Consider the following 22,855-nt stretch of genomic DNA (forward strand, 5'->3'; position numbering starts at 1 on the left):
TGTTTCCCTCAATTGACCTGCCAGCCTAATCCCGCGCGGGCACGTTCTTGCGGATCGCCTTGCGCACCACGCCCGGCAGCCAGCGCGTCATGAAGCGCGCCCGGTCGGCCTCTGCGCCCACCATGTAATAGATGTCATCGCCGTGCACGGCGTCCCACACCTTCTCGGCAGCCATCGACACGGGATAAACCTTCGCGCCATTCGCTTTCATCTGATCGGACATCTTCTCATTGGCGCCGGCCGTCTTGCCCATCTCCAGGATCGGCGTGTCGACAAACCACGGCATCAGCGTGGTGACCCGAATGCCCAGATCCCGGAATTCTGCGTCGAGCGCCTCGGTCAGCCCCCGCACGGCCCATTTGGAGGCCGAATAAACCGAAAGCTGAGGCGCCCCGACAATCCCGGCGGACGAGGCCGTATTCACGATCCGCGCGCCCGGCGTGGCCTTCAGCAAGGGCAGGGCGGCATAGACCCCGTTCACCACGCCCTTCACATTGATGTCGATGATGAGGTCGGCCTCTTCGGCGGGGATCTCTTCAAACCAGCCATGGCGCCCGATGCCGGCATTGTTGAAAAGGGCGTTCATCTTGCCGCCGGTTGCGGCGCTGAAGCCGTCCATGGCGGCGGCCCAGTCGGCCCGCCTGGTCACATCCAGTTTTGCGACATGGCAATTCTCCGCGCCGATCTCACCGGCAACGGCCTTCAGCCCCATCTCGTTGACGTCATAGAGCCCGCAGAACCAGCCCTTCCGCGCAAAATGGCGCGCCGTTTCTGCGCCGATGCCCGAGGCGGCTCCCGTGATGAAAATCGCCTTGCGGCCGTTTGCGCCTGCCATGTTTTCCTCCGCCAGTATCTTTCACTGACTGTGTCAGCGTCTCTGGCAGAGACTGTCAGACCACATCGAGGCCAAGGTCAAGATTGGGCGCCGAATGGGTCAGCGCGCCCGAGGAAATGAAGTCCACCCCCGTCTCAGCAATTGCCGCTACGGAAGTCAGCGTCACCCCGCCCGAGGCTTCGAGCGGCACGCGCCCGCCGGTAATGGTGACCGCTTCGCGCAATTGCTCCAGGCTCATATTGTCCAGAAGGATCGCATGCGGACCATATTTCAGCGCTTCTTCAAGCTGGGCCAGCGTATCCACCTCAATTTCGATCATCCGCAGATGCCCGGCATAGGCTTTCGCCCGCTCCAGCGTAGCTTCAATCGACCCGCCGCAGGCGGCAATGTGATTGTCCTTGATCAGGATCGCGTCATCCAGCCCATAGCGGTGCGACGTTCCCCCGCCACAGCGGACCGCCCGCTTCTCCAGCGCCCGGTGCCCCGGCGTTGTCTTCCGGGTGCAGACGATGCGTGTTTTCGTGTGGGCCACCGCGTCCACATACTGCCGCGTCAGGCTCGCGACGCCCGAAAGCCGCCCCAGAAAGTTCAGCATCGTGCGCTCCGCCGTCAGGATCGACCGCGCCGATCCCGAAAGCCGCGCCACCACATCGCCGGGCGTCAGCGCGCTGCCATCGGGCTTTTCGATTTCCAGCTTCAGTGCCGGGTCCACAAGGCTTGCCGAATAGGCCGCCACGTCCAGCCCCGCAATCACGCCGGGCTTGCGCGCGGCGATCACCACCGAAAGCTGTGTCTCCGGCGGAATGGTAGCGTCAGTCGTCAGGTCGCCCGCCCGGCCCAGATCCTCGGCCAGCGCCAGGCGGACAATCGGATCAAGGATGATCGGGGAAAGCGGGGGAATATAGGTCGTCATATGACAAGCGCCTCGCGGCTTGTGTGGAACAGGAACTGGCGCTCGGGCGCGCCGGTGTCGGGATAGTCGGACCGGAAATGTCCGCCGCGGCTTTCGGCGCGGGCCAGCGCTCCGCTTGCGATCAGGCGCGCAGCCGTCAGCTGCGGCGCGCCGGGCATGCCTGCCTCCAGCCGCTCGATCAGGCTCAGAAGATCAGTCAGCCCGCCCGCCTCGCGCACCACGCCGCAATGGCGCGACATCGCCTCACGCAGTTCCAGCATGTCCGGGCCGGTCAGGGGCCGCGTTGCGGATGCCGTGCTCGCGCCCGCTTCGTTGAGGTCCGCGTCGCGCAGGCGCCGCGCAATCCGCTCGGCAAAGACGACAGCCTCCAGCAGAGAGTTGGAGGCGAGCCGGTTGGCCCCATGCGCGCCGGTCGAGGAACATTCTCCGCAGACGGAGAGCCCATCCAGCGTCGAGCGCCCCCAGAGGTCAGAGATAATCCCGCCCATATGATAATGCGCGGCGGGCGCTACCGGGATCATCGCGCGGCGCGGATCGATGTTGGCGCTCATGCACGCGCCAAAAACCGTCGGGAAGTGATGCGGAAACTCTTCGCCCACGGCCGTGATGCAATTGAGAAAAGCGCCACGCCCGGCGGCCCGCTCCGCATGGATCGCGCGGGCCACTTCATCGCGCGGCGCAAGCTCCGCCAGCGGATGATAATCTGCCATGAAGGCGCGCCCGTCGGTATTGTGCAACGTCGCGCCTTCGCCGCGCAGCGCCTCGGTCGCCAGCGGGGCAGGGTCACGGCCAATGTCGATGCCGGTCGGGTGAAACTGCACGAATTCGAGGTCGGCCAGCACCGCGCCCGCCACATGCGCCATGGCAATCGCCTCGCCCTGGGCTTCCTTCGGATTGGTCGTCACGCGGTAAAGCCCACCGGACCCACCGGTGCACAGCACTGTCTCCCGCGCGGTCTTCACAAACGCTCGCCCGGTATTCCCGCGCAGCACGACCCCCGCCACGCGGCCATTGGTATCCTGCAACAGAGCCTCAGCCCGCGCGCCCTCGATCAGCTCGATATGCGGGGCTGCCGCCACCGCCGCCACCAGCGCGTCCATGATCGCCTTGCCCGCCAGGTCGCCTGAAACCCGCGCCACACGCGGATGCGAATGTGCCGCCTCCAGCGACAGGGCGAGCTGGCCATCGGGCGTCCGGTCAAACGGTACACCGAGGGCCACCAGGTCGCGCACGCGCGCGGGGCCGTCTTCCGCGATCAGCCGCGCAATCACCGGGTCCACCAGCCCGGCGCCTGCTGCCACGGTATCGTCGGCATGCTGGGCCGGGCTGTCGAGCGGATGCAGCGCAGCGGCCAATCCCCCCTGCGCCCAGGCCGAGGAAGACGCCTGCCCGAGCGGCGCCGGTGAGATCACCAGGCAGGGCCGCGGCGCCAGCTTCAGCGCAAGGAACAGGCCCGCAAGGCCCGCCCCGACGATCAGAACATCTGTCGTGGCGCCCGCGCCGGCATGCAGGCGGTCATCCGTTCCGGAAAGCATCGTGATTATCCGATCAGGAAATGCCGTCATTCGCGCGGCGGAATTCCACCGGCGCTGTGACAGCAGAGACGAGCGCCCCGAACATCCGTTCGTGGGACTGGATCGTCAGCGTGAAATTGTCAGGAACATAGAGCAGGCCTTCATTCTTCGACTCCAGCATCTCCTCGATGGTGGAGCGGATCGACACCTGATCGCCAAAGCGCTGGGCCTCGCAGGACTGGCGCACGACCGAGCGGCCCCACATCGAGCACATCTCCACCGCCGTCAGCTCACAGGCATACCGGTCCTCTGCCTCATGCGGCGACAGGCGCATCGTGCCGGTCATCACGCATTGGCCGCTGCGATAGGGGCTCGTCTGGAAGCTCCAGCTCCCCAGCACATCAGAGGGATCTTTGTCCTTGCCGGAACTCGCACCGGATTTGGCAAGCGACGGGCTCGCCATAAGGCACGCCATCGCCAGCACCATTACAGTGCGTCCACCGAACATCCGCATGGCCACTCTCCTGAACACGCCCGTTGACTTCACTCCGGCCTGCCCCCTCTGGCAAGCCGGTTTACGCACTAGTTTACCAGTTCAAGCTCCATCGGCTTGAGGCCGGTCACGAAATCCAGCGGCCGCTCCATTTTCGGCAGGGCCAGCATCGCGTCGAGCGCTTCTTTCGCCCGCACCCGCACGTCTTCGGGAATGGTCACCTCATGCGTGCCCGTCATCAGGCAGTCATAGATGTTTTCCAGCGTGATGCGCTTCATGTGCGGGCAGAGGTTACACGGCCGGATGAAATTCACGCCGGGGTTCACCGCCGCCACATTGTCGCTCATCGAACATTCGGTCAGCAGCACCACCTTGTTCGGGCGTTTCTCCGACACATAGTTCGCCAGCGCCGCCGTCGAGCCGGCATAGTCAGCGACTTCCAGCACATCCGGCGGGCATTCAGGGTGCGCCAGGATCACGACACCGGGATGTGCTTCGCGCAGCTGCGCCACATCCTCGGCCGAAAACTGCTCATGCACCTCACAGGCGCCCGGCCAGGTGAGAATGCGGATATTCGTCTGCGCCGCCACATTCTTCGCCAGATACTGGTCGGGCACGAGGATCACGGTGTCCGAATTCCATTCCTTCGCGATGGCTTCCACCACCTGCGCGGCGTTGGAGCTCGTGCAGGTAATGTGGCACTCGGCCTTCACCTCGGCGGTGCAGTTCACATAGGTCACGATCGGATAGTTCGGGAATTTCTGCTTGATCAGGCGCACATCCGCGCCGTTGATCGAGCTGGCCAGCGAGCAGCCTGCTTCCAGCGAGGGGATCAGCACGGTCTTCTCCGGCGCGAGGATTTTCGACGTCTCGGCCATGAAATGCACGCCCGCCTGCACGATCACGCTTTGGGGCACCTGTGAGGCCTCGCGCGCCAGCTGAAGGCTGTCACCGCGGAAATCGCCCACCAGGCTGAAAATGTCCGGCGTCATGTAATTGTGCGCCAGGATCACGGCATTCTTTTCGCGCTTCAGCCGGTTGATACCGGCCACGAGCGGTGCAATCGCGGGCCATTCCATCGGCGTCACGAAATCCTGCACCAGCGGATAGAGCGCATCGGTCTCCGCTTTCACGGCGTCATCATAGACAAGGCCACGCGCCTCAGCGGCGGATTTACCGCGCAGCGGGGTAGGGGTAGGGCAGCCGGGACCGGCATCAATGAGACGTGCCATGGAGAACCTCCTTCAACCAATCGAGCCATTTATGCTCGATTTGAGTATAAGTTAGGCCTGAAAAGAAGCGTTTCAAGGGGTAACCTTAAAAACGCTCTGGCTTTCAGGGCTCATTTGCGACCGGTCGGTGAACCTTTTACGCAGTCTGAGCAAAAGGGTATCTAGCGCAGACAGCCCCCCAAGGCAAGGCCACCCGCCTCAATCCTGCCTTTATTGACGCTGCGAACCCTGCCGGGTCAGCAATAGGGATTGCCGGTCCGGCAGGAGGCGGAATAGCCGGTATTGTAGCTGTTCACCTTATTGATGAAGGCGTTGAAATCGGCCGTGTCCTGCGCCCGGCTGGCCGAGCTGCTGGACGATGAATAGCTGGACGAGCTGCCCGTCGAGTAAGAGCTCCCATAGGACGCGCTGACGCCGGCGCTGTAGCCCCCTTGCTGGCGCGCAGCGAACTCTTCCGCCTTCCGATCATTCTCGGCTTTCAGGCGGGCCGCTTGTTCGCGCTGGGTGTCTATTGCCGAAACTATGCGGCAGGAATCCTGATAGCCTGCGGTGCAGGATGTCGCGGCAATTTTGCGGGCTTCCTCGCGCCCCCCTTTGACCGTGCCGTTATAATACATGACGGCGAGGTTGTAGCAGGCCTCCTGATTGAATGGCGCAGTCAGGCACCGGTTGGCAAAATACCGGGCGGCCTGGTAGCGCGCGTCTTCGTCAGCGCCAAACTTCGCCTTGGCAACCGCGAAGGCCTGAAACTGGCAGCCATACATCTCGCCCGCGTCGCAGGCCTTCTTGAGCGGAGGCAGGGCCTCGGCAACCGAGACGGAGACGCCGGGCGCCCCATTCGCGAGGTAGTTGCCGTAATAGGCGCAGGCCTCCATGTCGGCCTCATCGCATAGCTTGCCGAAGAGGGCGACCGCGCCTGAATGGTCGCCTGCCAGCATCTTGTCGAAGGCGGCGCGGCTGGCCACTTCCTTGAGGCGGTCGATGGCTTCGGCCGCTGCGGGCTCGCCTGCCACCTCGGCCCGGTAATAATAGTCTCTGGACAGATTAACGTCCTGAAGGCCGGTCAGCCCGGTTTCGTAGATATAGCCGAGCGTCATCAGCGCCTTGCCTTCATTGGCCTTGGCGGAGAGCTCGATATACCGGATCGCCTTGACATGATTGGGCGGGATAACGCCCTCGCCCATCAGGTGGATCTGCCCGGCATTATAGGCCGCCATCGTGTCGCCCGCTTCTGCGGCGCGCTCATAATAGCCCAGTGCGCGCGGCAGGTCTTTGGTGACGCCCCGGCCAACGTCATAATCAAGCCCCAGGCTGAACAGCGCCATCGAGAACTCCTGCGCCGCCGAAGCCTCGATCCATTTGCGATAAAGCTCCTGCGATGCCGTGGCGGTCGGGCCATCGCGGTAAAGCATGGCGAGGTTGAACTGCGCCTTGGCAAAGCCTGCTTCGGCGGCGCGTTTTATTTCCGGAAACGCTTCTGCGTAGCGCCCTTCCATCATGGCGGTGCGGGCGGCCTGATAGACAGGGTCCTTGTCGTAATCGATCTGGGCGGTCGCCGGCTGCCCCAGGAGGCAAACAAAAGCGGCGGCGATCAGCAGGGCGTTTCGGAGCATGACAGCCTCTCTTTTCCTTCTCGCCGCTTCCGGCGGATGGTTACTCCTTGAACAGATCAATCGCCGCTGTCGTCATCGCTTCCACGCCTGTGGCAATCGCCGGGTCATAGTCCGGGCCAAACAGCGGCGAATGCAGCGAGGGCAGGGGCATCCCGTCAATCTGCGAGGCGGCATATTTGTCGGGGTCAACCGCGCCCAGCCAGAAGATCACACCGGGCACTTCCTCATCGGTACGCGCAAACTGGCTGAAATCTTCCCCGCCCATCACCGGCGGCACAGAGCGCACATTGCCTTCGCCGAGTTTCCTGGCCACGGCTGCCATCGCCCGCTTGGTCAGTTCCGGATCGTTATAGGTCGCCGGCGTATAATCGCTCTCCACCGTAATCTCAGGCTCGGGCGCGCCAAAGGCGGCCGCTGTCCCCTCGGCAATCCGCGTGATGCCATCCAGCAGCATCTGCCGGGTCTTGTCATCATAGGAGCGCACGGTGATCAGCAGTTCGGCTTCATCGGGAATGATGTTGTGTTTCGCGCCCGCCTTGAACGAGCCGACCGTTACAACCGCAGACTCCAGCGGATTGGTATTGCGCGAGACAAGGCTCTGCAACGCGGTAACGATATGGCTGGCGATCAGGATCGGGTCGCGTGTCGTGTGCGGATAGGCCCCGTGCCCGCCCGCGCCTTTCACGGTGATGTCCACACTGTCGACATTGGCCAGCGCATAGCCCGAAGAATAGTTGATCACGCCGGCCGGCGCGCCGGCTGAAACATGCAGGGCAAGGTTATAGTCCGGCAGCGGAAAATCCGAATACAGCCCATCGGCCAGCATCGCCTGCGCGCCCAGGCCAATCTCCTCGGCAGGCTGGGCGATCATCACCAGCGTGCCCTTCCATTTGTCAGCTTCGGCCACCAGCCGCCGCGCCGTGCCCACCCAGACCGTCATGTGAATATCATGGGCGCAGGCATGCATCACCGGGCTCTCAACGCCTGTCCAGGTCTGCGAGACAATCGTGGAGGCAAATTCAAAGCCCGTCTGGTCGGGTACAGGCAGGCCGTCCATGTCCGCGCGGATCAGGATCGTCGGCCCGCGCCCGTTCTCGAACACGCCCACGACCCCATAGCCGCCCACGCCGGGCAGCACCTGCCCTATATCCTTCATCGCCTTCTCGCGCACCCAATCGTCGCCCAGGCCCTCGGTCACCGTAAAGCCCAGCGCGCGCAGCTCATCCGCCATCAGCTTGGACGTCTCCACCTCACGGAACGAAAGCTCGGGGTTGGCGTGCAGCTTCTTGTAAAGCTCCACCAGGCTCGGGTCCGCCGTGCGCAGCTCGCCCTGCGGCATCCCGCTGACGGCGCTCTCGGTCGAAACGCCCGCGCCCTCATCCGGCCGCAGCTCGCGCGGCCCGCCCTCGGCGGCGTCGCGATCATCGCCTCCACATGCGGCCAGTCCCAGCGCCAGTACGGCAACAAGCAAACTCCGGCGGATCATCATGGCAGCACCCCTGTAATCAAATTCCATAAACCAGGGCCAAGCCTAGTCATGATTGTTCCTGGGGGGAAGGGGCCGTCTCCGGCGAAGCGGGGAATGTCCGCCTTCCCTGCTTGCGGGGCCTGGAGGGATCAGAAAATCGCAGTGCGGTTTCCCCGAGAACGCCCCGCAGGGACAGAAGGGGGGTACGGCAAGCGCCCTCCCGATACATCTCAGGTAAAAACCCGGAAATCGCGAACGAGATTATCCGGGACCTTCTCTCCGCACGTTTCCGAAGCCTTCAACCCAATCCCAAACGTAAACCGGCCGCGCCCCAGAGGAGCGCGGCCGGCTAAAGGTGCTGGAAAAAACGCGTTAGCGTTTCAGGAAGTTGGGCACATCATTGCCAAAGCCGACCACACGGTCAGGCGCCGGCTCCAGGATCAGATCGTCATCCTTGCGCTTATAGTCGCGTTGCGGACGTTCGCGTTCGCGGTCACCGCCGCTGCGCTCGCGTTTTTCGGCGCGGGGCTGGGGCGTTTCTTCTGTGCGTTCACGGCGTTTTTCGCCGCGCGGCGCGCGTTCGCGCTTGGGCTTTTCCTGCACGGCGGCGGGCTCTGCAGCCTCCACTGTTTCGGTGGCAACCGTCTCAACCGGCGCATCGGCGACGGCCACATCGCCGTCTTCCTTCTCGCGGCGGCGGCGCGGGGCGCGTTCGCTCCGGTCGCTCTGCTCGGTCCGCTCGGTACGGCCACGGGCGCTGCGGCCACCGCGGTCGCGGTCTCCGCCACGTCCGCCCGTCTTGCGGTCGCGCTTTTCTTCCGGGGGCAACGTTTCGAGTTCTTCCAGAAGGCCCTCCGGCATGAATTCCGGAACGTCCTTCTTGATCATCTTCACCACGAAGCCCCAGGACTTATCGTCCGCAGGCGTCACAACCGTATAGCTCTCGCCGGTGCGTCCGGCGCGGCCCGTGCGGCCGATGCGGTGGACGTAATCTTCATCCTTCGGCGGTGGGCCGAAATTGAACACATGGCCCACATCCGGAATATCGAGGCCGCGCGCGGCCACGTCAGACGCGACGAGCAGTTTCAGCTTGCCATCACGGAAACGCTGGAGCGTTTCGGACCGCACGCTCTGCGGCAGGTCGCCATGGATCGGCGCAGCGTCATGGCCATGCTTGGTCAGCGAGGCAGCAACGATGTCGACCTCGACCTTGCGGTTACAGAACACGATACCGTTCTTCACATTGGTCGCTTCGATCACGCGGCGCAGCGCCGTGCGGCGGGCCTTGCCATCATTGGTCGGCAGCTTGACCACGAATTGCGAAATCGTCTCGGCGGTCTGTGCCGGCCGGGTGACTTCGATCTTCTTGGGATCTTTCTGGAAGGTCTTGGCAAGGCGCTGAATGTCCGTCGGGAAGGTCGCGGAGAACAGCAGCGTCTGGCGGTTTGCCGGCAGCTTGGCGCAGATCTTCTCGATGTCGGGGATGAAGCCCATGTCGAGCATCCGGTCGGCTTCGTCGATGATCAGCGTCTCAACGCCCATCATCAGTAGCTTGCCGCGATCGAACTGGTCCATCAGGCGGCCCGGCGTCGCGATCAGCACGTCCACGCCGCGCTGGAGCAGGGTTTCCTGTTCCTTGAAGCTGACGCCGCCAATCAGCAGCGCCATCGTCAGCTTGAGGTATTTGCCATACTTCTCGAAATTCTCGGCAACCTGCGCGGCAAGCTCGCGCGTCGGGCAGAGGATCAGGCAGCGCGGCATCCGCGCGCGGGCGCGGCCTGTGGAAAGGCGCTGGATCATCGGCAGCACGAAAGCGGCCGTCTTGCCGGTGCCCGTCTGGGCTACGCCGGTTACGTCGCCACCCATCAGGATATGCGGAATGGCTTCGCGCTGGATCGGGGTGGGGATGGTGTAGCCGGACTCGGTCACGGCTTTGAGGATGTTTTCGGCCAGGCCGAAATCCGCAAATGTTGTCTCAGTCAAAGGGGTAGTCTCCGGGATGTCTGGTTGATTTGCCCGGCCGCCCGTATTGGCGGCTCTGTCCTGCAGCTGCTGATCCCCATGACCGGCAAGCCGCAGCCGGGCGAATCCCATGCCCGGAGCGTTTGATGAGCCGCCTTTATATCAAAAACGCCCGCCGGGGAAGGGCGGGCGTTCTTATTTCGTGCAAATTCAGGAAAGGCTTAGGCGCCCGCGTCGGCGAGGTTCTGGTTCACGAAGTCCCAGTTAACCAGGCTGCCCAGGAAGGTATCGATGTAATCGGGGCGGCGGTTCTGGTAATCCAGATAGTAGGCGTGCTCCCAAACATCCATCGTCATCAGGGGCGTGGTGCCCTCTTCTGTCAGCGGGGTTTCGGCGTTCGGCGTCTTGGAGATCACCAGCTTGCCACCCTTGTAGGAGAGCCACGCCCAGCCCGAACCGAACTGGGTTGCGCCCGCCTGTTTGAACTCTTTGACGAAGGCGTCATAGCCGCCAAGGTCGCGCTCAATCAGCTCGGCTGCCTTGCCGTGGGGCTTGCCGCCGCCACCGGGCTTCATCGAGTGCCAGTAGAAGGTGTGGTTCCACACCTGGGCGGAGTTGTTGAAGATGCCGGCCTTGGACTTGTCGGCCGCAGAAATCTTGATGATCTCTTCCAGCGATTTGCCGGCAAGGTCGGTGCCCTCAACGAGGCCGTTCAGGTTGGTCACATAGGCCTGATGGTGCTTGCCGTAGTGGAAGTTCAGGGTCTCTTCCGAAATGTGCGGGGCAAGCGCATTGCGGGCATAGGGAAGTTCGGGAAGGGTGAAGGCCATGGCGGTGTCCTCTTTGCGCGTTTTGGTCTCTTTCGCTCGGAAGCGGTTTCGCACATATGGGGTCCATGTCAAACGAGACCAGACCTCTGACCCAAACGCCTTGGGAAGAAATTGATAAAAGAGTCCGCCGGGTAGACGAGGACCGGTGGATTTCCAGCCGGTTTGCACCCGCTGCCGAGCGCCGGGCCCTGGTTGCGCTCTATGCCCTGGCTTACGAACTTGTAAGGGTGCGCGAGGCGGTTTCGGAAGAAACACTCGGTCTGATCCGCTTTCAGTGGTGGCGCGAAGCGATCGAGGAGATCGAGGCGGGCAAGGCCCCCCGCGGGCATGATGTCTGCCTCGCCATTGCCGAAGAAGTGGTCGCCGGCAGGCTCAAGCCCGGCGCGTTGCAGAAGCTGGTGGATGGCTATCAGCTTGCCTTCCTCGACGCAGACCGCGCTAAGGAACCCGAAGGCTGGCTCGGCCTGACCGCCGCCCATATCCTCAGCCCCGTCCATAACTGGGCCGGTGACCTGCAGGCGGTTGCCCCCGCTTACGCCGCGGCGCGCCGTCATGCGTCCAAGGCATTCGGCCCGATTGTCTCGCCCGCGCCCAAACAGCTGCGCCCGGCTATCGCGCACTACCGCCTGCGCAAGCTCTACTGCGAAGGCAAGACGCCCAACCCCTTCACCAAACGCTTCTCGATCATGAAAGCGATGAATACCGGCGAAGTATGAAAACCTTCGGGCTTTTCCGCGCGGGCAAGATTGCCGGAAAATGAGCGCAGGTGTAATTATCGTCCGCTGACAGCTTTCCTCCGGAAGGCCGCGCGGGGAGCGTGCCGCCAGCTCATTGGAGGAATGCACAGATGAAGTCCGGTTTCCTTGCGCTTTGCAGCGCGCTGATGCTTGCCGCCTGCGCGCCGCAGGCTGATAGCCCCCCTGCCGAGAGCGCAGAAACATCGCTCGCCAGCAGCGTTGTGCGCGGCGCTTATCTGGCTGACATCGGCGGGTGTCATGACTGCCACACGCCCGGCTGGGCGCCGGGTGGCGGGGCCGCGCCAGAGGCGCTGCTGCTGACCGGATCGCCCGTCGGCTATTCCGGCGGCTGGGGAACAAGCTACGCCACCAATCTGCGCCAGTCTGTTCAGACAGCGGCATCGCGCGAAGCGTGGATTGAAACGGCGCAGTCCCGCCAGAGCCTGCCGCCCATGCCCTGGTGGGCCCTCCACCGGATGGAGCAGGCAGATGTCGGCGCGCTCTACGATTACATCTATTCGCTGGGGGAAGGCGGCGGGGATATTCCGGCGCCGGTGCCACCTGGGAGCGTGCCTCAGGGCCCCTTCATCTGGTTTGAGCCTGTCGGCCCGGAGATGCATCCCGCCTCGGCCCCGCTGGCAGAGTAGGCCAACGCCTCAGCTGATCCCCGCCTCGCGCCAGGCTTCCTTGGGCCAGCGGCGATGCTGCCAGAACCATTGGCCGGGGTGGGCGCGCACCTGGTCTTCGATGAAGGCGGTGATGCGCTGCACGGCGCGCTCAATGTCCGCCTCCGGATGACCGGTATCCTCGGGCACGAAAGGCGTGTGGAACTCGATACGGAAGCGGGCAGGGCCCGTGCGCACGGTTGAGACCGGCACAATCGGCACGCCGTATTTCAGCGCCAGCCGGGTCGGCCCCGGCGCGGTCATGGCGAGGTGGCCGAAGAAGGGCACCGCAATCCCTTCATTGAACTTCTGGTCATTCATCAGCGCAACCGGCGCGCCCTTGGCAAGCGCCCGCATCAGCTCGCGCGTGCCGATGCCCTTGGGGGCGTTGACGGCGGTGCCGTAATCATGGCGCAGGTCGGCGATGCGCTTGTCGATATGCGGATTGTTCAGCGCACGGTAGGTCATCACCGCATGGGGAATGCGCTTGACGATGGCCGCCGGCATGATCTCCCAGTTTGCGAAATGCCCGGAGACAAAGACCGCGCCCTTGCAACTGGTATTGATCTGGTCGAGCACATCCAGCCCGATGATCTCCACGCGGCCGGACGTGTAGGGATCAATCTTCGGCAAGTGGGGCAGCTCGCCCGCCGTGCGCCCGGCATTTTCCCAGGCCGCCAGGGCGGTCTCTTCCACCTGCGCCTCGCTCCAGTCCGGAAAGGCAAGGCGCAGATTGCGCTTCGTTGTCTTGTGCTGGGAAAAAAGCGGGCCGATCTTCTTCACCAGCCAGCCGCCGAAGTCTGACGCCTTGTCCGGCCCCAGCATTTTCATCGGCGCCCAGTAAATCAGATCCCAGGCAATCGTTTCCAGCCGCCAGGCGATCCGCTGGCCGAGGGTGGCGCGGTTATCGATGTCCTTCGGGCGGACATAGGCGCCGCCAGGGTTGGAGGGGGGGGGCTGGGTGTTCATGGTTTGCCAGCGCGTTTGAAGATCGGGGCGAGCACGGCGTCAAGCGCTGCGGTGTCCTCGAACACGGCGGTGACCGGCCAGGCGAGGATTTCTGATTGCGCGTCCAGCGGCAGGCGAACGTGGTCTTTGGTGGTCGTGATCAGACGTGCGCCGTGATCGTGAGCAAGGCTGCGCAGGAACTGAACGTCGCCCTTGGTGTAAGGATGGTGATCCCCAAATGGCACCGCATCGGAGACATTGCCGCCTGCCTGCGCAAGACTATCGAAGAATTTCTGCGGGCGCCCGATGCCGGCGAAGGCGACCAGCGGGCCGGGCGGGGGCGCGGCCAGGGGCGCGAGCCGGGCGCGCAGCACGGGCAGGCTGCTGGCAGTCACTTCGGGCGGCACAGGGCCTGCGCCCATAAGGATCACGGCATCGGCGCGGGCGAGGCCCTCGGGCACTTTTTCCCGCAGCGGGCCTTTGGGCAGAACATGGCCATTGCCGAAGGGGGCACCCGCATCGATGACGATCAGGGTAAGATCTTTCTTCAGAGACGGGTTCTGGTGGCCGTCATCCATGAGGATGATCTCGGCGCCGTCTGCCGCCATGGCGCGCGCCGCTTCGGGGCGTTTGCGCCCGATCCAGGCTTCACCGGACCCGGCGAGCAGCAGAGGCTCATCCCCCACATCGCGGGACGTATGCCGGGCGGGATCGACCTTCAGCGGGCCAGGCTCGGCCCCGCCATGACCGCGGGAGAGGCTGGCGGCGCGCAGGCCGGCAGACCTGATCCGGTTACGGATGGCTTCGGTAACGGGGGTCTTGCCCGCCCCGCCGGCAGTGAGATTGCCGATGCAGACGACCGGCACGGGCGCGGCCTCCGGCCGAGCCTTGGCGAGCTTGCGGCGCAAGGCCCAGAGATAGAGCATTGCGAAGGGCGTCAGCAGCAGACGGGTCAGCGGGGCCGCTTCGCGGGATTTCGGATCGAGATCCGCCGACCAGAAATACGGCGCCTTCACCGCTGGCGCTCCCAGTCGCCGTCGCTGCCCTCCAGCAGGGGTTGGGGCAGGAGGGGCAGCAGCGCGCCCAGCGTGAGCAGCATCGGCTCGTCGGCCTCCGCCGTCAGGGCGGCAAGGGCGTCTTCGGGCACAGCAGACGGCTGGCGCAGGAAAGCTGTGAGGGCGCCGGCATCGGCAACAGTGTGCACGAGGCCGCTGGCTGCAAGGCTCGCCATCAGGTCTGCAAAGTTGTGGACATGCGGGCCGGTGGCGACCGGGCGGTTGAGACGGATGGGTTCAAGCGGATTATGCCCGCCGACACCTTCAGTATGGCCGCCGCCAAGATAGACGGCGTTCGCAAGGCGCATCCAGAGGCCCATTTCGCCCATCGTGTCGGCGAGCAGAACGCGGTCGCGCTTGTCGGGCTGCACGCCTTTGGAGCGGCGCGCATGGCGCAGGCCGCGCTGTTTCAGCAGCGCTTCGATTTCCTCACCGCGATCTGGATGGCGCGGGGCGATGATGAGGGCGATGTCTTCGTCCAGCGCGGCGGCAGCATCGAGGAAGATTTCCTCCTCACCGGCATGCGTGGACGCGGCCAGCAGGCAGCGGCGCCCGGCGATGAAATTGCCCGCGATGCGGGTCAGCTCCACCTCGTTGGCGGCAGGTGGCGGCAGGGCAGATTTGAGATTGCCGGCGGCGCGCACCGGCCGGCCGAGCAGGCCTTCCAGGCGCTGGCCGGTATCGAGGTCTGCGGCCAGGACAATGTCGAACCGGCCGACGAGCTGTTGGAAGAGGCCGCGCACCCTCTGCCAGCCTTCGGCCGATTTCTGGGTCATCCGCGCATTGACCAGCGCCGTGCGTGCGCCGCTCTTGCGGGCTTCATGGATCAGGTTGGGCCAGATCTCGCCTTCGGCGAAGACGCAGAGATCGGGCTTCCAGTGCTGGATGAAGCGGCGGGCGGCCTGGGGCGTATCGAGCGGGGCCATGGCGTGGATGGCATTATCCGGCAGGAGCGGGCCGAGGAGGCGGGCGGAGGTCTGGGTCTGGCTGGTGAAGACCAGCATCACGCCGGGGCGGGCCGCAATCAGGCGGCGGCCGAGTTCCAGCAGCAGGCCGCTTTCGCCGACACTGGCGCCATGCAGCCAGATCAGCGGGCCGGGGCGGCGGGGCGGCAGGCGTTTGGCATAGCGCTCATGCAGGCGCAGATAGTCTTCCTTGCCCTCTTTGGCCCGCTGGCTCAGCAGGAAACCCAGGAAGGGCGACGCCGCATAGGTGGCGAGCCGGTAGGCGAACAACGCGGGCGTCATTCAGGGGTAAGCTCCGGCCTTGCAGGTTGAACGGGGTGGCCGGCGAGACTTTCGGCACGCCGGGTTGCCTCATCCATGCCGCGTTGCAGCGCGTCTTGCAACAATTCGGGGGCCGCCTCACGCGGGCAGTCGATGAGATCGCCGAACACGATGGCGCCGCGTGTGAAGGGCAGGGGAATGATGAACCGGTCCCAGCTGTTGAGGCGCGGGGCCGGCCGGGTTGAAATGGCATACGGCAACACCTTTGCGCCGGTGCGCTGGGCGAGCGTCACGGCGCCCTGGCTGGCATTGCGGCGGGGCCCTCGCGGGCCATCGGGCGTCATACAGATATAGTCGCCTTTGCGCAGGCGGGTGGAAGCCTCGGCGATGGCGCGCATGCCGCCTTTGTCCTTGCCGGCCTTCTTCTTGTTACCGGTCGAGCCGCGCACGACATCCAGATCGAGATGTTTGATGGCGCGGGCAACCGGCTCGCCATCTGCCGACAGGGAAATCATCATGGCGCCGCGCCCGCGCTTTTCGGGCCAGTGGCGCACGGCTCTCGTCCAGCCCGCGGGCATGAGGAGGATCGTTTCGTGCCAGCAGGCAACCACCAGGCCGGGGGTATCTGCCGCCAGCGCGGCGCGGGCTTTGGCTTCGCCTTCGATCGTCCAGCGCACCGTGCGGCCAACCAGCGCCATCCACGCCCAGATGACAAATCCAAGCACGGTTACAACAGGCGCGGAGCGGAAAAACGCTTTCATCGGGCGGCTTATACTGCGCTTCGTATTGAGCGCCACGTATCAGTTCAGCAGAGGGTCGCGGGCCGGAAAGATGGTGGGCGATACAAGGTTCGAACTTGTGACCCCTGCCGTGTGAAGGCAGTGCTCTACCGCTGAGCTAATCGCCCGACCGCGAGCGGGGTGCCTAATCTTGCAGCGCGGGGAGGTCAAGCACATATCGCAAAGCAGATGTGCGATAGGCAGAGGCAGAATTTCGTGGTTAAGTACGAAAATATGGATGCATAGTTTGCGAGCTAGCTATGCGGAACTGCATAAATCGGGTGGCGAGTCGGGGCGAACGCCCTTCAGGCGAGTGACACCGGTGGAACTTCGCAGTTTTGCGGCTCCGGCGCAAACGGTTGCAATTAAAAGGGCATTCCCATTCTGAGGAATGCATGATGAACGCCAGATGAATGGCCGTTCATGATGAATATCTGTTCATCTTAGTTGATTAAGATAAAGTTATATAGAATTACCCTTGAGAAACCCTGCAAACATTGTCATCTACCGGACATACACAGACGGGCCGGCAAGGTCCGCGTGATGAACCTTAAGAAGGACAGGCACAGATGGTCCCCCCTTGGACCGTCTCAACATCTAGAACGATAAAATCGCCTGGAGAGAGCAGAGTGAAAGATTGGTGTGACGAAGAAGGCGCTAAGCGCCTCCGTGAAAAAATCAATTCGTATTGGGCAGAACGTGGCTACGAAGTCGATGTCGACCTTGTAGACGCGGGATTTGTTCCTGCGATGCGGAGCGCGCGTTGTGACGTGCGTTCCAATATGGTCAATGGCATGCCGCGCCGCCGTGCTGCCGGTGAAGTGGGCTCTTCCCGCCCGACTTACCGTCCGCGCAATGAGGCGATGGCCTGATCCCTAAGGACTGACAAAGCGTCAAACAGCTGAGCATAGTGACCGATGATGCCATCGGGCGCGATCATCTCAGGCGTTTCCGCTTCGTAGCCAAAGGTCACAAACAGGAAGGGCAGCCCGGCATTCCGGGCTGCCCTTTCATCTGTTCGGCTATCCCCCACGAACAGCGCGCGCTCCGGCGTGCCGCCTGCGGCGCGAACGGCCTCGAACACATGGTCCTGGTGGGGCTTGCGGTTGGTTGCCCGGTCTGCGCCGAGGATGGCGGCAAACCGGTCCGTGAGGCCAAGTTCGCCGATCAGACGCTCGCTGAGATCCTGCCGCTTGTTGGTGCACACGCAGAGTGTGGCCCCCGCATCCAGCAGCGCGTCGAGCGCCTCGGTGCAGCCCTCGAAGGGCCGCGAATCTACCGCGATGTTGGCAATATAATAGGCGATGAACCGCTCGAAAGCAGCGTCCATTTCCGCAGCTGGCAAGGTAACGCCCTGAACCCCGAATCCCTTTTCCATCATGGCGCGGGCGCCATTGCCGATCAGCGTCGCGATGGTGGGCAGGTCGACAGGCTCGAGGCCCGCATCGGTGAGCACATGGTTGAGCGCGCCCAGAAGGTCGGGCGCGGTATCCACCAGCGTACCGTCCAGATCGAACGCGACCGTCCAGCCGTCAAACCTGCCGTTTTCAGCCATCTGGAACCCTCCTTCGCCCTCGCCAAGATGCGGGGTTTCGTCTAGGCGATGGGGCAGAGGAAAGCGAGAGGGAGCCCGCATTGACCGACACCCGCAAACAGCGCGCCGCCGTCATCCTTGCCGCCGGCAAGGGAACCCGCATGAAGTCGCCCCTGCCCAAGGTGATGCATGCCGTGGGCGGCCGCCCGATGATGGACTGGTCGATCGCGCTCGCCCGTCAGGTCGGCGCGGAGCGTATCGTGGCCGTCGTGCATCCCTCGCAGGACGTGCTGATCGCCCATCTCGGCAAGCACCATCCAGATGTGGCGATTGCCTATCAGGACCCACCCCAGGGCACCGGCCATGCCGTGCGCTGCGCAGAGGAGGCCCTGCGCGGGTTCGAGGGCGACCTTGCCGTGCTCTATGGCGACAGCCCGCTGGTGCCGGCCGCGACAATCGAAGACCTGTTCGGGACACTTTCGGACAAAACCGGTCTCGGCGTACTCGGTTTCGAAGCCGAAGACCCCGGCCTCTATGGCCGCCTGATCACCGGTGAGGATGGCAGCCTGGAGGCGATCGTCGAAGCGCGCGAGGCCACCCCGTTCCAACTCAGGGTGCGCCTGTGCAACTCAGGCGTCATGGCAGGCCGCGCGGCAGACATGTTCCGCCTTCTCGCGAAGGTCACCAACTCCAACGCCAAGGGCGAGTATTACCTGACCGACCTTGTCGGCCTCGCCCGCGCCGAAGGCATCCGCTGCGCGGTCGCGGTCTCCGGCGAAGACGATCTGATCGGCTGCGATTCCAAGGCAGACCTTGCCGAGGCTGAAGCGATCTTCCAGCAAAAGCGCCGCCGCGCGCTGATGGAGGCGGGTGTCACGATGGTGGCCCCGGAAACCGTGTTTCTGTCCCATGATACGCAGATCGGCGCTGATGCCGTGATCGAACCGAATGTCGTGTTCGGTCCCGGCGTGAAGGTGGCTGGCGGCGCGCAGATCCGCGCGTTCAGCCATCTGGAAGGCGCCGTGGTGGGCGAGGGTTGCAGTGTTGGTCCCTACGCCCGTCTGCGTCCCGGCACGGTGCTGGCAGCAAACGTTCACATCGGCAACTTTGTCGAGACCAAGAACACCGCCATGGGCGAAGGCGCCAAGGCGAACCACCTCGCTTATCTCGGCGATGGCACCATCGGCGCGGGCGCCAATATCGGCGCGGGCACGATCTTCTGCAATTATGATGGCTTCCTCAAACATCAGACCGATGTGGGCGAGGGGGCGTTCGTCGGCTCCAACTCGGCCCTCGTCGCGCCGGTGAGAATCGGCGATGGCGCCTATATCGGCTCGGGCAGCGTGATCACCAAGGATGTGCCAGACGACGCCCTCGCCGTCGGGCGCGGCCAGCAGATCACCCGCGAGGGCTGGGCCAGGAACTACCGGGCAAAGAAGGCCGCAGAAAAGGCCGCCCGCACCACAGACCAGAACAAGAAGGGCTGATTGCCGGACATGGCTAGCGACACCGAAAAGCAGAATGCGGCCGCCGCCGCGATGGACTTTGTTGAAGAGGGCATGACGATTGGCCTCGGCACCGGCTCAACGGCGAAATTCTTCGTCGAGATGCTGGCCGACGAGATCGCTGATGGCCTGATCGTGCGGTGCATCGAAACCAGCAACCAGACGCGCGAACTGGCGCGCAGCCTCGGTGTGCCGCTGATCCCGTTCGAGCAGGTGGACCGTATCCATCTCACCGTTGATGGCGCCGATGAAGTCGGCCCCGGCGGCGTGCTGATCAAGGGCGGCGGCGCCGCGCTGCTGCGCGAAAAGATCATCGCCAACGCCTCCGATCATATGGTCGTGATTGCCGACAGCTCGAAGGAAGTGCCCCATCTCGGCGCGTTTCCGCTGCCGGTCGAAGTCACGCCGTTCGGCTACACGATTACGGCCAAGAAGGTGCATGACGCGCTGGTCGCCTCCGGCGTGGAGCGCCCGCGTATCGAGCTGCGCAAGGCCGCCGGCAGCACTGATCTTCTGGTCACGGATGGCGGAAATCATATTCTGGACTGCCATTGCGGCCGCATTCCAGACCCCGCCAAGACAGGTGCCTATCTCTCCGGTGTGCCCGGCGTTGTCGAGCATGGCCTGTTCATCGGCATCGCCCGCACGGTGATCATCGGCGAGGAAAATGGCGCCCATATCATTGAATACTGAGGCGGGCGCCTCACATCTGTTGCCGATAACCCGCTGATACCCAAGGACCTTCCCATGACCGACACCGCCTACGACTATGACCTGTTCGTGATTGGCGGTGGTTCGGGGGGCGTGCGCGCGGGCCGGATTGCGGCGCAGGCAGGCGCAAAGGTCGCCCTTGCTGAAGAATACCGCATGGGCGGCACCTGCGTCGTGCGCGGCTGTGTGCCGAAGAAGTTCATGGTGTATTCCAGCACCTATGGCAAACACATCAAGCTCTCTGCCGGGTACGGATGGTCCGTGGGCGACGTATCCTATGACCATAGCGCGTTCATGGTGGCGCTGCACGCCGAGGTCGAGCGGCTGTCGGCGATCTATGACCGCAACCTCAAGAATGCCGGGGTTGATGTGTTCGATGACCGGGCCGAATTCGTGGACGCGCATACGCTGCGCCTGAAGAAATCCGGCAAGACGGTCACGGCCGGGAAAATCCTGATCGCCACGGGTGGCCGCCCCTGGATGCCGTCGGCAGACGAGCTGCCCGGCATTGAGCACGCCATCGATTCCAACGGCGTGTTCGAAATGGACACGCTGCCAAAGCGGATGCTGATCGCGGGCGGGGGCTATATCGCAGTCGAGTTTGCCCACATCTTTGCCGGGCTCGGCGCTGAGGTAACGCTGGTCTATCGCGGCGAGACCGTGCTGCGCGGCTTTGACGATGAGATCCGCCTCGCCGTGCATGAGGGCCTGAAGGAGGCCGGCGTGCGCGTCGTCACCAAGTGCACCTTCAAATCCATCGAGAAAACCGGGGGTGGCCTTATGGTCACCATGAGCAGCGGTAACGAGATCGACACCGATGTGGTGCTGATGGCGGTTGGCCGCCGGGCGAATACGGATGATCTTGGCTGCGACAAGGCAGGCGTGAAGCTGGCCGAGCAGGGCGAGGTGATCGTCGACGAATGGTCGCGCACAAATGTGGAGAACATCTGGGCGGTGGGCGATGTCACGGGCCGCGTGGCGCTCACCCCTGTCGCCATCCGCGAAGGCCACGCCTTTGCCGATACAGAATTTGGTGACAAGCCCTGGAAGATGGATCACTCGAACATTCCGACCGCCGTGTTCACCCAGCCGGAAGTCGGCACCGTCGGCATCTCCGAAGCCGAGGCACGCAAGACGTTCGGCGAGATCGATATCTACAAGACCAAATTCCGCCCGATGAAAAATATGCTGAACGGCGACCAGACACGCACGTTCATGAAGCTCGTCGTGCGTGCCTCTGACCAGCGCGTCCTGGGCGTGCATGTGGTGGGCGAGGACGCTGCCGAGATGATCCAGACCGCCGCCATCGCTGTGAAGATGGGCGCCACAAAGCAGGATTTCGACCAGACCTGCGCGCTGCACCCGTCATCTGCCGAAGAACTCGTCACGATGCGGACCAAATGGGTACCTGAGGGCGTTTGACCTTGAAGCCCCTCTCCCCTGGGAGGGGGCTAAATCAATGCCGCGTCATCGCGTCATTCAGTCCACGGATTTCGAGTGCCACCTGTGTCAGGCTTTCGCGGATCGCTTTCAGCCCGCCGCCGCGCCCGGCATGGATGACGAGCTGCCGCCACGCAGGTTGACCATCCTGCGGGGCTTTCACCGCGAAATGCCCCGAGCGGGGCAGGGCGGCGGTCAGCAGCGCTTTGGACAGCGCAAAGCCCGCCGCGCCATCAAACACGCCATTGCGGGCATCTGCCTCGAAGGTCGATTGTTCATTGCGGTTCACCGCGTTGAACAGGATGCGCAGGTCGGGCCGTTTATAGTCTTCCACCTGGTTCTGGATCACCTGGTTGAGCAGGCGCACGCCGCGCAGGGAATAAATGTCCGCATGCATCGGCGCGATTACGCGGTCGGCTGCTTCCAGCGCGCAGCGCGTCAGGAAGGTGGCGTTGGGGTTGGTATCAAACACGATGAGGTCATACGCGCTGCGGTAATGCTCCACGCAGCGCAGGAAATGCTGCTTCACGGCGGCGAGCGCGTCGGGATCGCCTGAGAAGGCGTATTTGGAAATCTCGAACTGGCCGGAGATGATGTCGAGGCGCCCCGGCGGGCCGTCGCTGCCAAGAATGGGGTGTGCGAACTGATCGCGCGGCGCAGGTGTAAACGGCTGAGTGGTGAGGCCGAGCCAGTTTTCTGCCGGGGAGGCCGCGTCGCGCGCATGCAGGCGCGAGCGCTCGAACAGGGAGATCACCGAGCGGTCCTGCGCGGAGGACGCATCGGCCAGCTCCATCGGATAGAAGGTCTGGGTGAGGTTATATTGCGGGTCGAGGTCGATCAGCAGGACGCGCCCGCCAAAGGCCGCCTGCCAGGCGCCGAACACCTGCCCGGAAACGGTGGTTTTGCCCACCCCGCCCTTGAGGTTCATGACCGCAATGACCGGGCATTTTTTCCGGTAAGCTTCCTGCGTCTCCGAGACGAGCTGCGCCAGCCCGTCCGGCATCGAGGAGGAGAGGCGCAGATCGGGCTGAACTTCCTGTTTGAAGAAGCCGTTCAGACGCGCCTTGTCGACCTGATAGGGAATGCGTTTGAGGCCAAGCGCCTTGGCCGCTTCGACATCCTGGCGCACCCATTTGGAGCGCACAGCCGCGGCCGAAACCAGCACGATGACGGCAAATGCCTTGTCGATCGCCGCATCAGCCTCCTCGCGTGAGGTGTCTTCGCCAGGGTAGAATACCGTAACGGAAGCGGCCCGCAGCGCTTCATGCAATGCGAGCAGGGCGTCCGGGTCTTTGCCCGAATGGCTTATGTATACGTGCGACATGTGGCCCCGCGCCTCATGAATCTTCTGTCTGAATCGGCCTTGTAACGGGCCAACCCGCGATTCCGCCACCT

At 63.8% G+C, this 22,855-nt stretch carries 21 protein-coding genes and 1 tRNA gene; 6 read left to right on the forward strand and 16 right to left on the reverse strand.

What is annotated here, in order from left to right; genetic code table 11:
• Positions 1-25: 25 nt before the first annotated feature.
• From HNE_RS03430 to HNE_RS03470, 9 genes are all read right to left on the reverse strand, one after another.
• On the reverse strand, positions 26-835 hold the full coding sequence (locus tag HNE_RS03430; RefSeq protein ID WP_011645717.1) for an SDR family oxidoreductase: 810 nt from the start codon (positions 833-835) through the stop codon (positions 26-28).
• A 55-nt stretch (positions 836-890) separates the two neighbouring features.
• Complete coding sequence (gene nadC / locus HNE_RS03435; protein ID WP_011645718.1) at positions 891-1,748, reverse strand: carboxylating nicotinate-nucleotide diphosphorylase; 858 nt, start codon at positions 1,746-1,748, stop codon at positions 891-893.
• Complete coding sequence (locus tag HNE_RS03440) at positions 1,745-3,283, reverse strand: L-aspartate oxidase (RefSeq protein WP_049755010.1); 1,539 nt, start codon at positions 3,281-3,283, stop codon at positions 1,745-1,747. The genes nadC and HNE_RS03440 overlap by 4 nt, the downstream gene beginning before the upstream one ends.
• Before the next feature lie 13 nt (positions 3,284-3,296).
• Positions 3,297-3,776, reverse strand: coding sequence for a hypothetical protein (locus HNE_RS03445; protein ID WP_011645720.1), 480 nt, complete (start codon positions 3,774-3,776; stop codon positions 3,297-3,299).
• 68 nt (positions 3,777-3,844) lie between these two features.
• Positions 3,845-4,987, reverse strand: coding sequence for a quinolinate synthase NadA (nadA, locus tag HNE_RS03450; protein WP_035590130.1), 1,143 nt, complete (start codon positions 4,985-4,987; stop codon positions 3,845-3,847).
• Between the two features lie 236 nt (positions 4,988-5,223).
• Positions 5,224-6,600: a tetratricopeptide repeat protein gene (locus HNE_RS03455; RefSeq protein WP_011645722.1), complete on the reverse strand. Its 1,377-nt coding sequence runs from the start codon at positions 6,598-6,600 to the stop codon at positions 5,224-5,226.
• 40 nt (positions 6,601-6,640) lie between these two features.
• Positions 6,641-7,939: a M20 metallopeptidase family protein gene (locus tag HNE_RS03460; RefSeq protein WP_011645723.1), complete on the reverse strand. Its 1,299-nt coding sequence runs from the start codon at positions 7,937-7,939 to the stop codon at positions 6,641-6,643.
• Between the two features lie 501 nt (positions 7,940-8,440).
• Positions 8,441-10,051 (reverse strand): DEAD/DEAH box helicase, encoded by a 1,611-nt coding sequence (locus HNE_RS03465; protein WP_011645724.1) that lies wholly within the window; start codon positions 10,049-10,051, stop codon positions 8,441-8,443.
• A gap of 200 nt (positions 10,052-10,251) precedes the next feature.
• Positions 10,252-10,860: a superoxide dismutase gene (locus tag HNE_RS03470; protein ID WP_035590348.1), complete on the reverse strand. Its 609-nt coding sequence runs from the start codon at positions 10,858-10,860 to the stop codon at positions 10,252-10,254.
• A 65-nt stretch (positions 10,861-10,925) separates the two neighbouring features.
• Between HNE_RS03470 and HNE_RS17770 the strand changes: the two genes are divergently transcribed.
• Together HNE_RS17770 and HNE_RS03480 are read left to right on the forward strand one after the other, a co-directional pair.
• Positions 10,926-11,576 carry a squalene/phytoene synthase family protein gene (locus HNE_RS17770; protein WP_148205794.1) on the forward strand — a complete coding sequence of 217 codons (651 nt, stop codon included), beginning with the start codon at positions 10,926-10,928 and terminating at the stop codon, positions 11,574-11,576.
• A gap of 131 nt (positions 11,577-11,707) precedes the next feature.
• A complete protein-coding gene (locus tag HNE_RS03480) occupies positions 11,708-12,244 on the forward strand; it encodes a hypothetical protein (protein WP_011645727.1) in 537 nt (178 codons plus the stop codon).
• A gap of 9 nt (positions 12,245-12,253) precedes the next feature.
• Here HNE_RS03480 and HNE_RS03485 read toward each other — a convergent pair whose 3' ends face one another.
• From HNE_RS03485 to HNE_RS03505, 5 genes are all read right to left on the reverse strand, one after another.
• Positions 12,254-13,231 (reverse strand): lysophospholipid acyltransferase family protein, encoded by a 978-nt coding sequence (locus tag HNE_RS03485; RefSeq protein WP_011645728.1) that lies wholly within the window; start codon positions 13,229-13,231, stop codon positions 12,254-12,256.
• The gene (gene lpxK, locus HNE_RS03490; RefSeq protein ID WP_011645729.1) at positions 13,228-14,226 is read right to left on the reverse strand and encodes a tetraacyldisaccharide 4'-kinase; all 999 of its coding nucleotides are present in this window, start codon (positions 14,224-14,226) and stop codon (positions 13,228-13,230) included. The genes HNE_RS03485 and lpxK overlap by 4 nt, the downstream gene beginning before the upstream one ends.
• Positions 14,223-15,512: a 3-deoxy-D-manno-octulosonic acid transferase gene (locus tag HNE_RS03495; protein ID WP_011645730.1), complete on the reverse strand. Its 1,290-nt coding sequence runs from the start codon at positions 15,510-15,512 to the stop codon at positions 14,223-14,225. The genes lpxK and HNE_RS03495 overlap by 4 nt, the downstream gene beginning before the upstream one ends.
• Positions 15,509-16,252: a lysophospholipid acyltransferase family protein gene (locus HNE_RS03500; protein WP_051593748.1), complete on the reverse strand. Its 744-nt coding sequence runs from the start codon at positions 16,250-16,252 to the stop codon at positions 15,509-15,511. The genes HNE_RS03495 and HNE_RS03500 overlap by 4 nt, the downstream gene beginning before the upstream one ends.
• 71 nt (positions 16,253-16,323) lie before the next feature.
• A tRNA-Val gene (locus HNE_RS03505) sits at positions 16,324-16,398 on the reverse strand.
• 501 nt (positions 16,399-16,899) lie between these two features.
• Here HNE_RS03505 and HNE_RS03510 point away from each other — a divergent pair.
• Positions 16,900-17,142 carry a hypothetical protein gene (locus HNE_RS03510; RefSeq protein WP_041298761.1) on the forward strand — a complete coding sequence of 81 codons (243 nt, stop codon included), beginning with the start codon at positions 16,900-16,902 and terminating at the stop codon, positions 17,140-17,142.
• Here the strand turns inward: HNE_RS03510 and HNE_RS03515 are convergent.
• Positions 17,112-17,825, reverse strand: coding sequence for an HAD-IA family hydrolase (locus HNE_RS03515; protein WP_011645732.1), 714 nt, complete (start codon positions 17,823-17,825; stop codon positions 17,112-17,114). The genes HNE_RS03510 and HNE_RS03515 overlap by 31 nt on opposite strands.
• An 80-nt stretch (positions 17,826-17,905) precedes the next feature.
• On the opposite strand from HNE_RS03515, the gene glmU reads away from it, so the two are divergent.
• Genes glmU through gor form a run of 3 tightly spaced genes read left to right on the forward strand, consistent with a single transcriptional unit; the run spans position 17,906 to position 21,442 of the window.
• The gene (glmU, locus tag HNE_RS03520) at positions 17,906-19,291 is read left to right on the forward strand and encodes a bifunctional UDP-N-acetylglucosamine diphosphorylase/glucosamine-1-phosphate N-acetyltransferase GlmU (RefSeq protein WP_011645733.1); all 1,386 of its coding nucleotides are present in this window, start codon (positions 17,906-17,908) and stop codon (positions 19,289-19,291) included.
• Positions 19,292-19,300: 9 nt separating this feature from the next.
• A complete protein-coding gene (rpiA, locus tag HNE_RS03525; RefSeq protein WP_035590334.1) occupies positions 19,301-20,002 on the forward strand; it encodes a ribose-5-phosphate isomerase RpiA in 702 nt (233 codons plus the stop codon).
• Positions 20,003-20,056: 54 nt separating this feature from the next.
• The gene (gene gor / locus HNE_RS03530; RefSeq protein WP_011645735.1) at positions 20,057-21,442 is read left to right on the forward strand and encodes a glutathione-disulfide reductase; all 1,386 of its coding nucleotides are present in this window, start codon (positions 20,057-20,059) and stop codon (positions 21,440-21,442) included.
• A gap of 34 nt (positions 21,443-21,476) precedes the next feature.
• Here the strand turns inward: gor and HNE_RS03535 are convergent, their stop codons facing one another.
• Positions 21,477-22,784 (reverse strand): AAA family ATPase, encoded by a 1,308-nt coding sequence (locus HNE_RS03535; RefSeq protein ID WP_011645736.1) that lies wholly within the window; start codon positions 22,782-22,784, stop codon positions 21,477-21,479.
• Between the last annotated feature and the right edge of the window lie 71 nt (positions 22,785-22,855).

This window comes from Hyphomonas neptunium ATCC 15444 (genome assembly GCF_000013025.1).
Classification (GTDB): domain Bacteria; phylum Pseudomonadota; class Alphaproteobacteria; order Caulobacterales; family Hyphomonadaceae; genus Hyphomonas; species Hyphomonas neptunia.

Coding starts and splice junctions, on each gene's coding strand:
- HNE_RS03430 (WP_011645717.1), bottom strand. CDS start 835: ATGGCAGGCGCAAACGGCCGCAAGGCGATTTTCATCACGGGAGCCGCC.
- nadC (WP_011645718.1), bottom strand. CDS start 1,748: ATGACGACCTATATTCCCCCGCTTTCCCCGATCATCCTTGATCCGATT.
- HNE_RS03440 (WP_049755010.1), bottom strand. CDS start 3,283: ATGCTTTCCGGAACGGATGACCGCCTGCATGCCGGCGCGGGCGCCACG.
- HNE_RS03445 (WP_011645720.1), bottom strand. CDS start 3,776: ATGCGGATGTTCGGTGGACGCACTGTAATGGTGCTGGCGATGGCGTGC.
- nadA (WP_035590130.1), bottom strand. CDS start 4,987: ATGGCACGTCTCATTGATGCCGGTCCCGGCTGCCCTACCCCTACCCCG.
- HNE_RS03455 (WP_011645722.1), bottom strand. CDS start 6,600: ATGCTCCGAAACGCCCTGCTGATCGCCGCCGCTTTTGTTTGCCTCCTG.
- HNE_RS03460 (WP_011645723.1), bottom strand. CDS start 7,939: ATGCCGCAGGGCGAGCTGCGCACGGCGGACCCGAGCCTGGTGGAGCTT.
- HNE_RS03470 (WP_035590348.1), bottom strand. CDS start 10,860: ATGGCCTTCACCCTTCCCGAACTTCCCTATGCCCGCAATGCGCTTGCC.
- HNE_RS17770 (WP_148205794.1), top strand. CDS start 10,926: ATGTCAAACGAGACCAGACCTCTGACCCAAACGCCTTGGGAAGAAATT.
- HNE_RS03480 (WP_011645727.1), top strand. CDS start 11,708: ATGAAGTCCGGTTTCCTTGCGCTTTGCAGCGCGCTGATGCTTGCCGCC.
- HNE_RS03485 (WP_011645728.1), bottom strand. CDS start 13,231: ATGAACACCCAGCCCCCCCCCTCCAACCCTGGCGGCGCCTATGTCCGC.
- HNE_RS03495 (WP_011645730.1), bottom strand. CDS start 15,512: ATGACGCCCGCGTTGTTCGCCTACCGGCTCGCCACCTATGCGGCGTCG.
- HNE_RS03500 (WP_051593748.1), bottom strand. CDS start 16,252: ATGAAAGCGTTTTTCCGCTCCGCGCCTGTTGTAACCGTGCTTGGATTT.
- HNE_RS03515 (WP_011645732.1), bottom strand. CDS start 17,825: ATGGCTGAAAACGGCAGGTTTGACGGCTGGACGGTCGCGTTCGATCTG.
- rpiA (WP_035590334.1), top strand. CDS start 19,301: ATGGCTAGCGACACCGAAAAGCAGAATGCGGCCGCCGCCGCGATGGAC.
- gor (WP_011645735.1), top strand. CDS start 20,057: ATGACCGACACCGCCTACGACTATGACCTGTTCGTGATTGGCGGTGGT.
- HNE_RS03535 (WP_011645736.1), bottom strand. CDS start 22,784: ATGTCGCACGTATACATAAGCCATTCGGGCAAAGACCCGGACGCCCTG.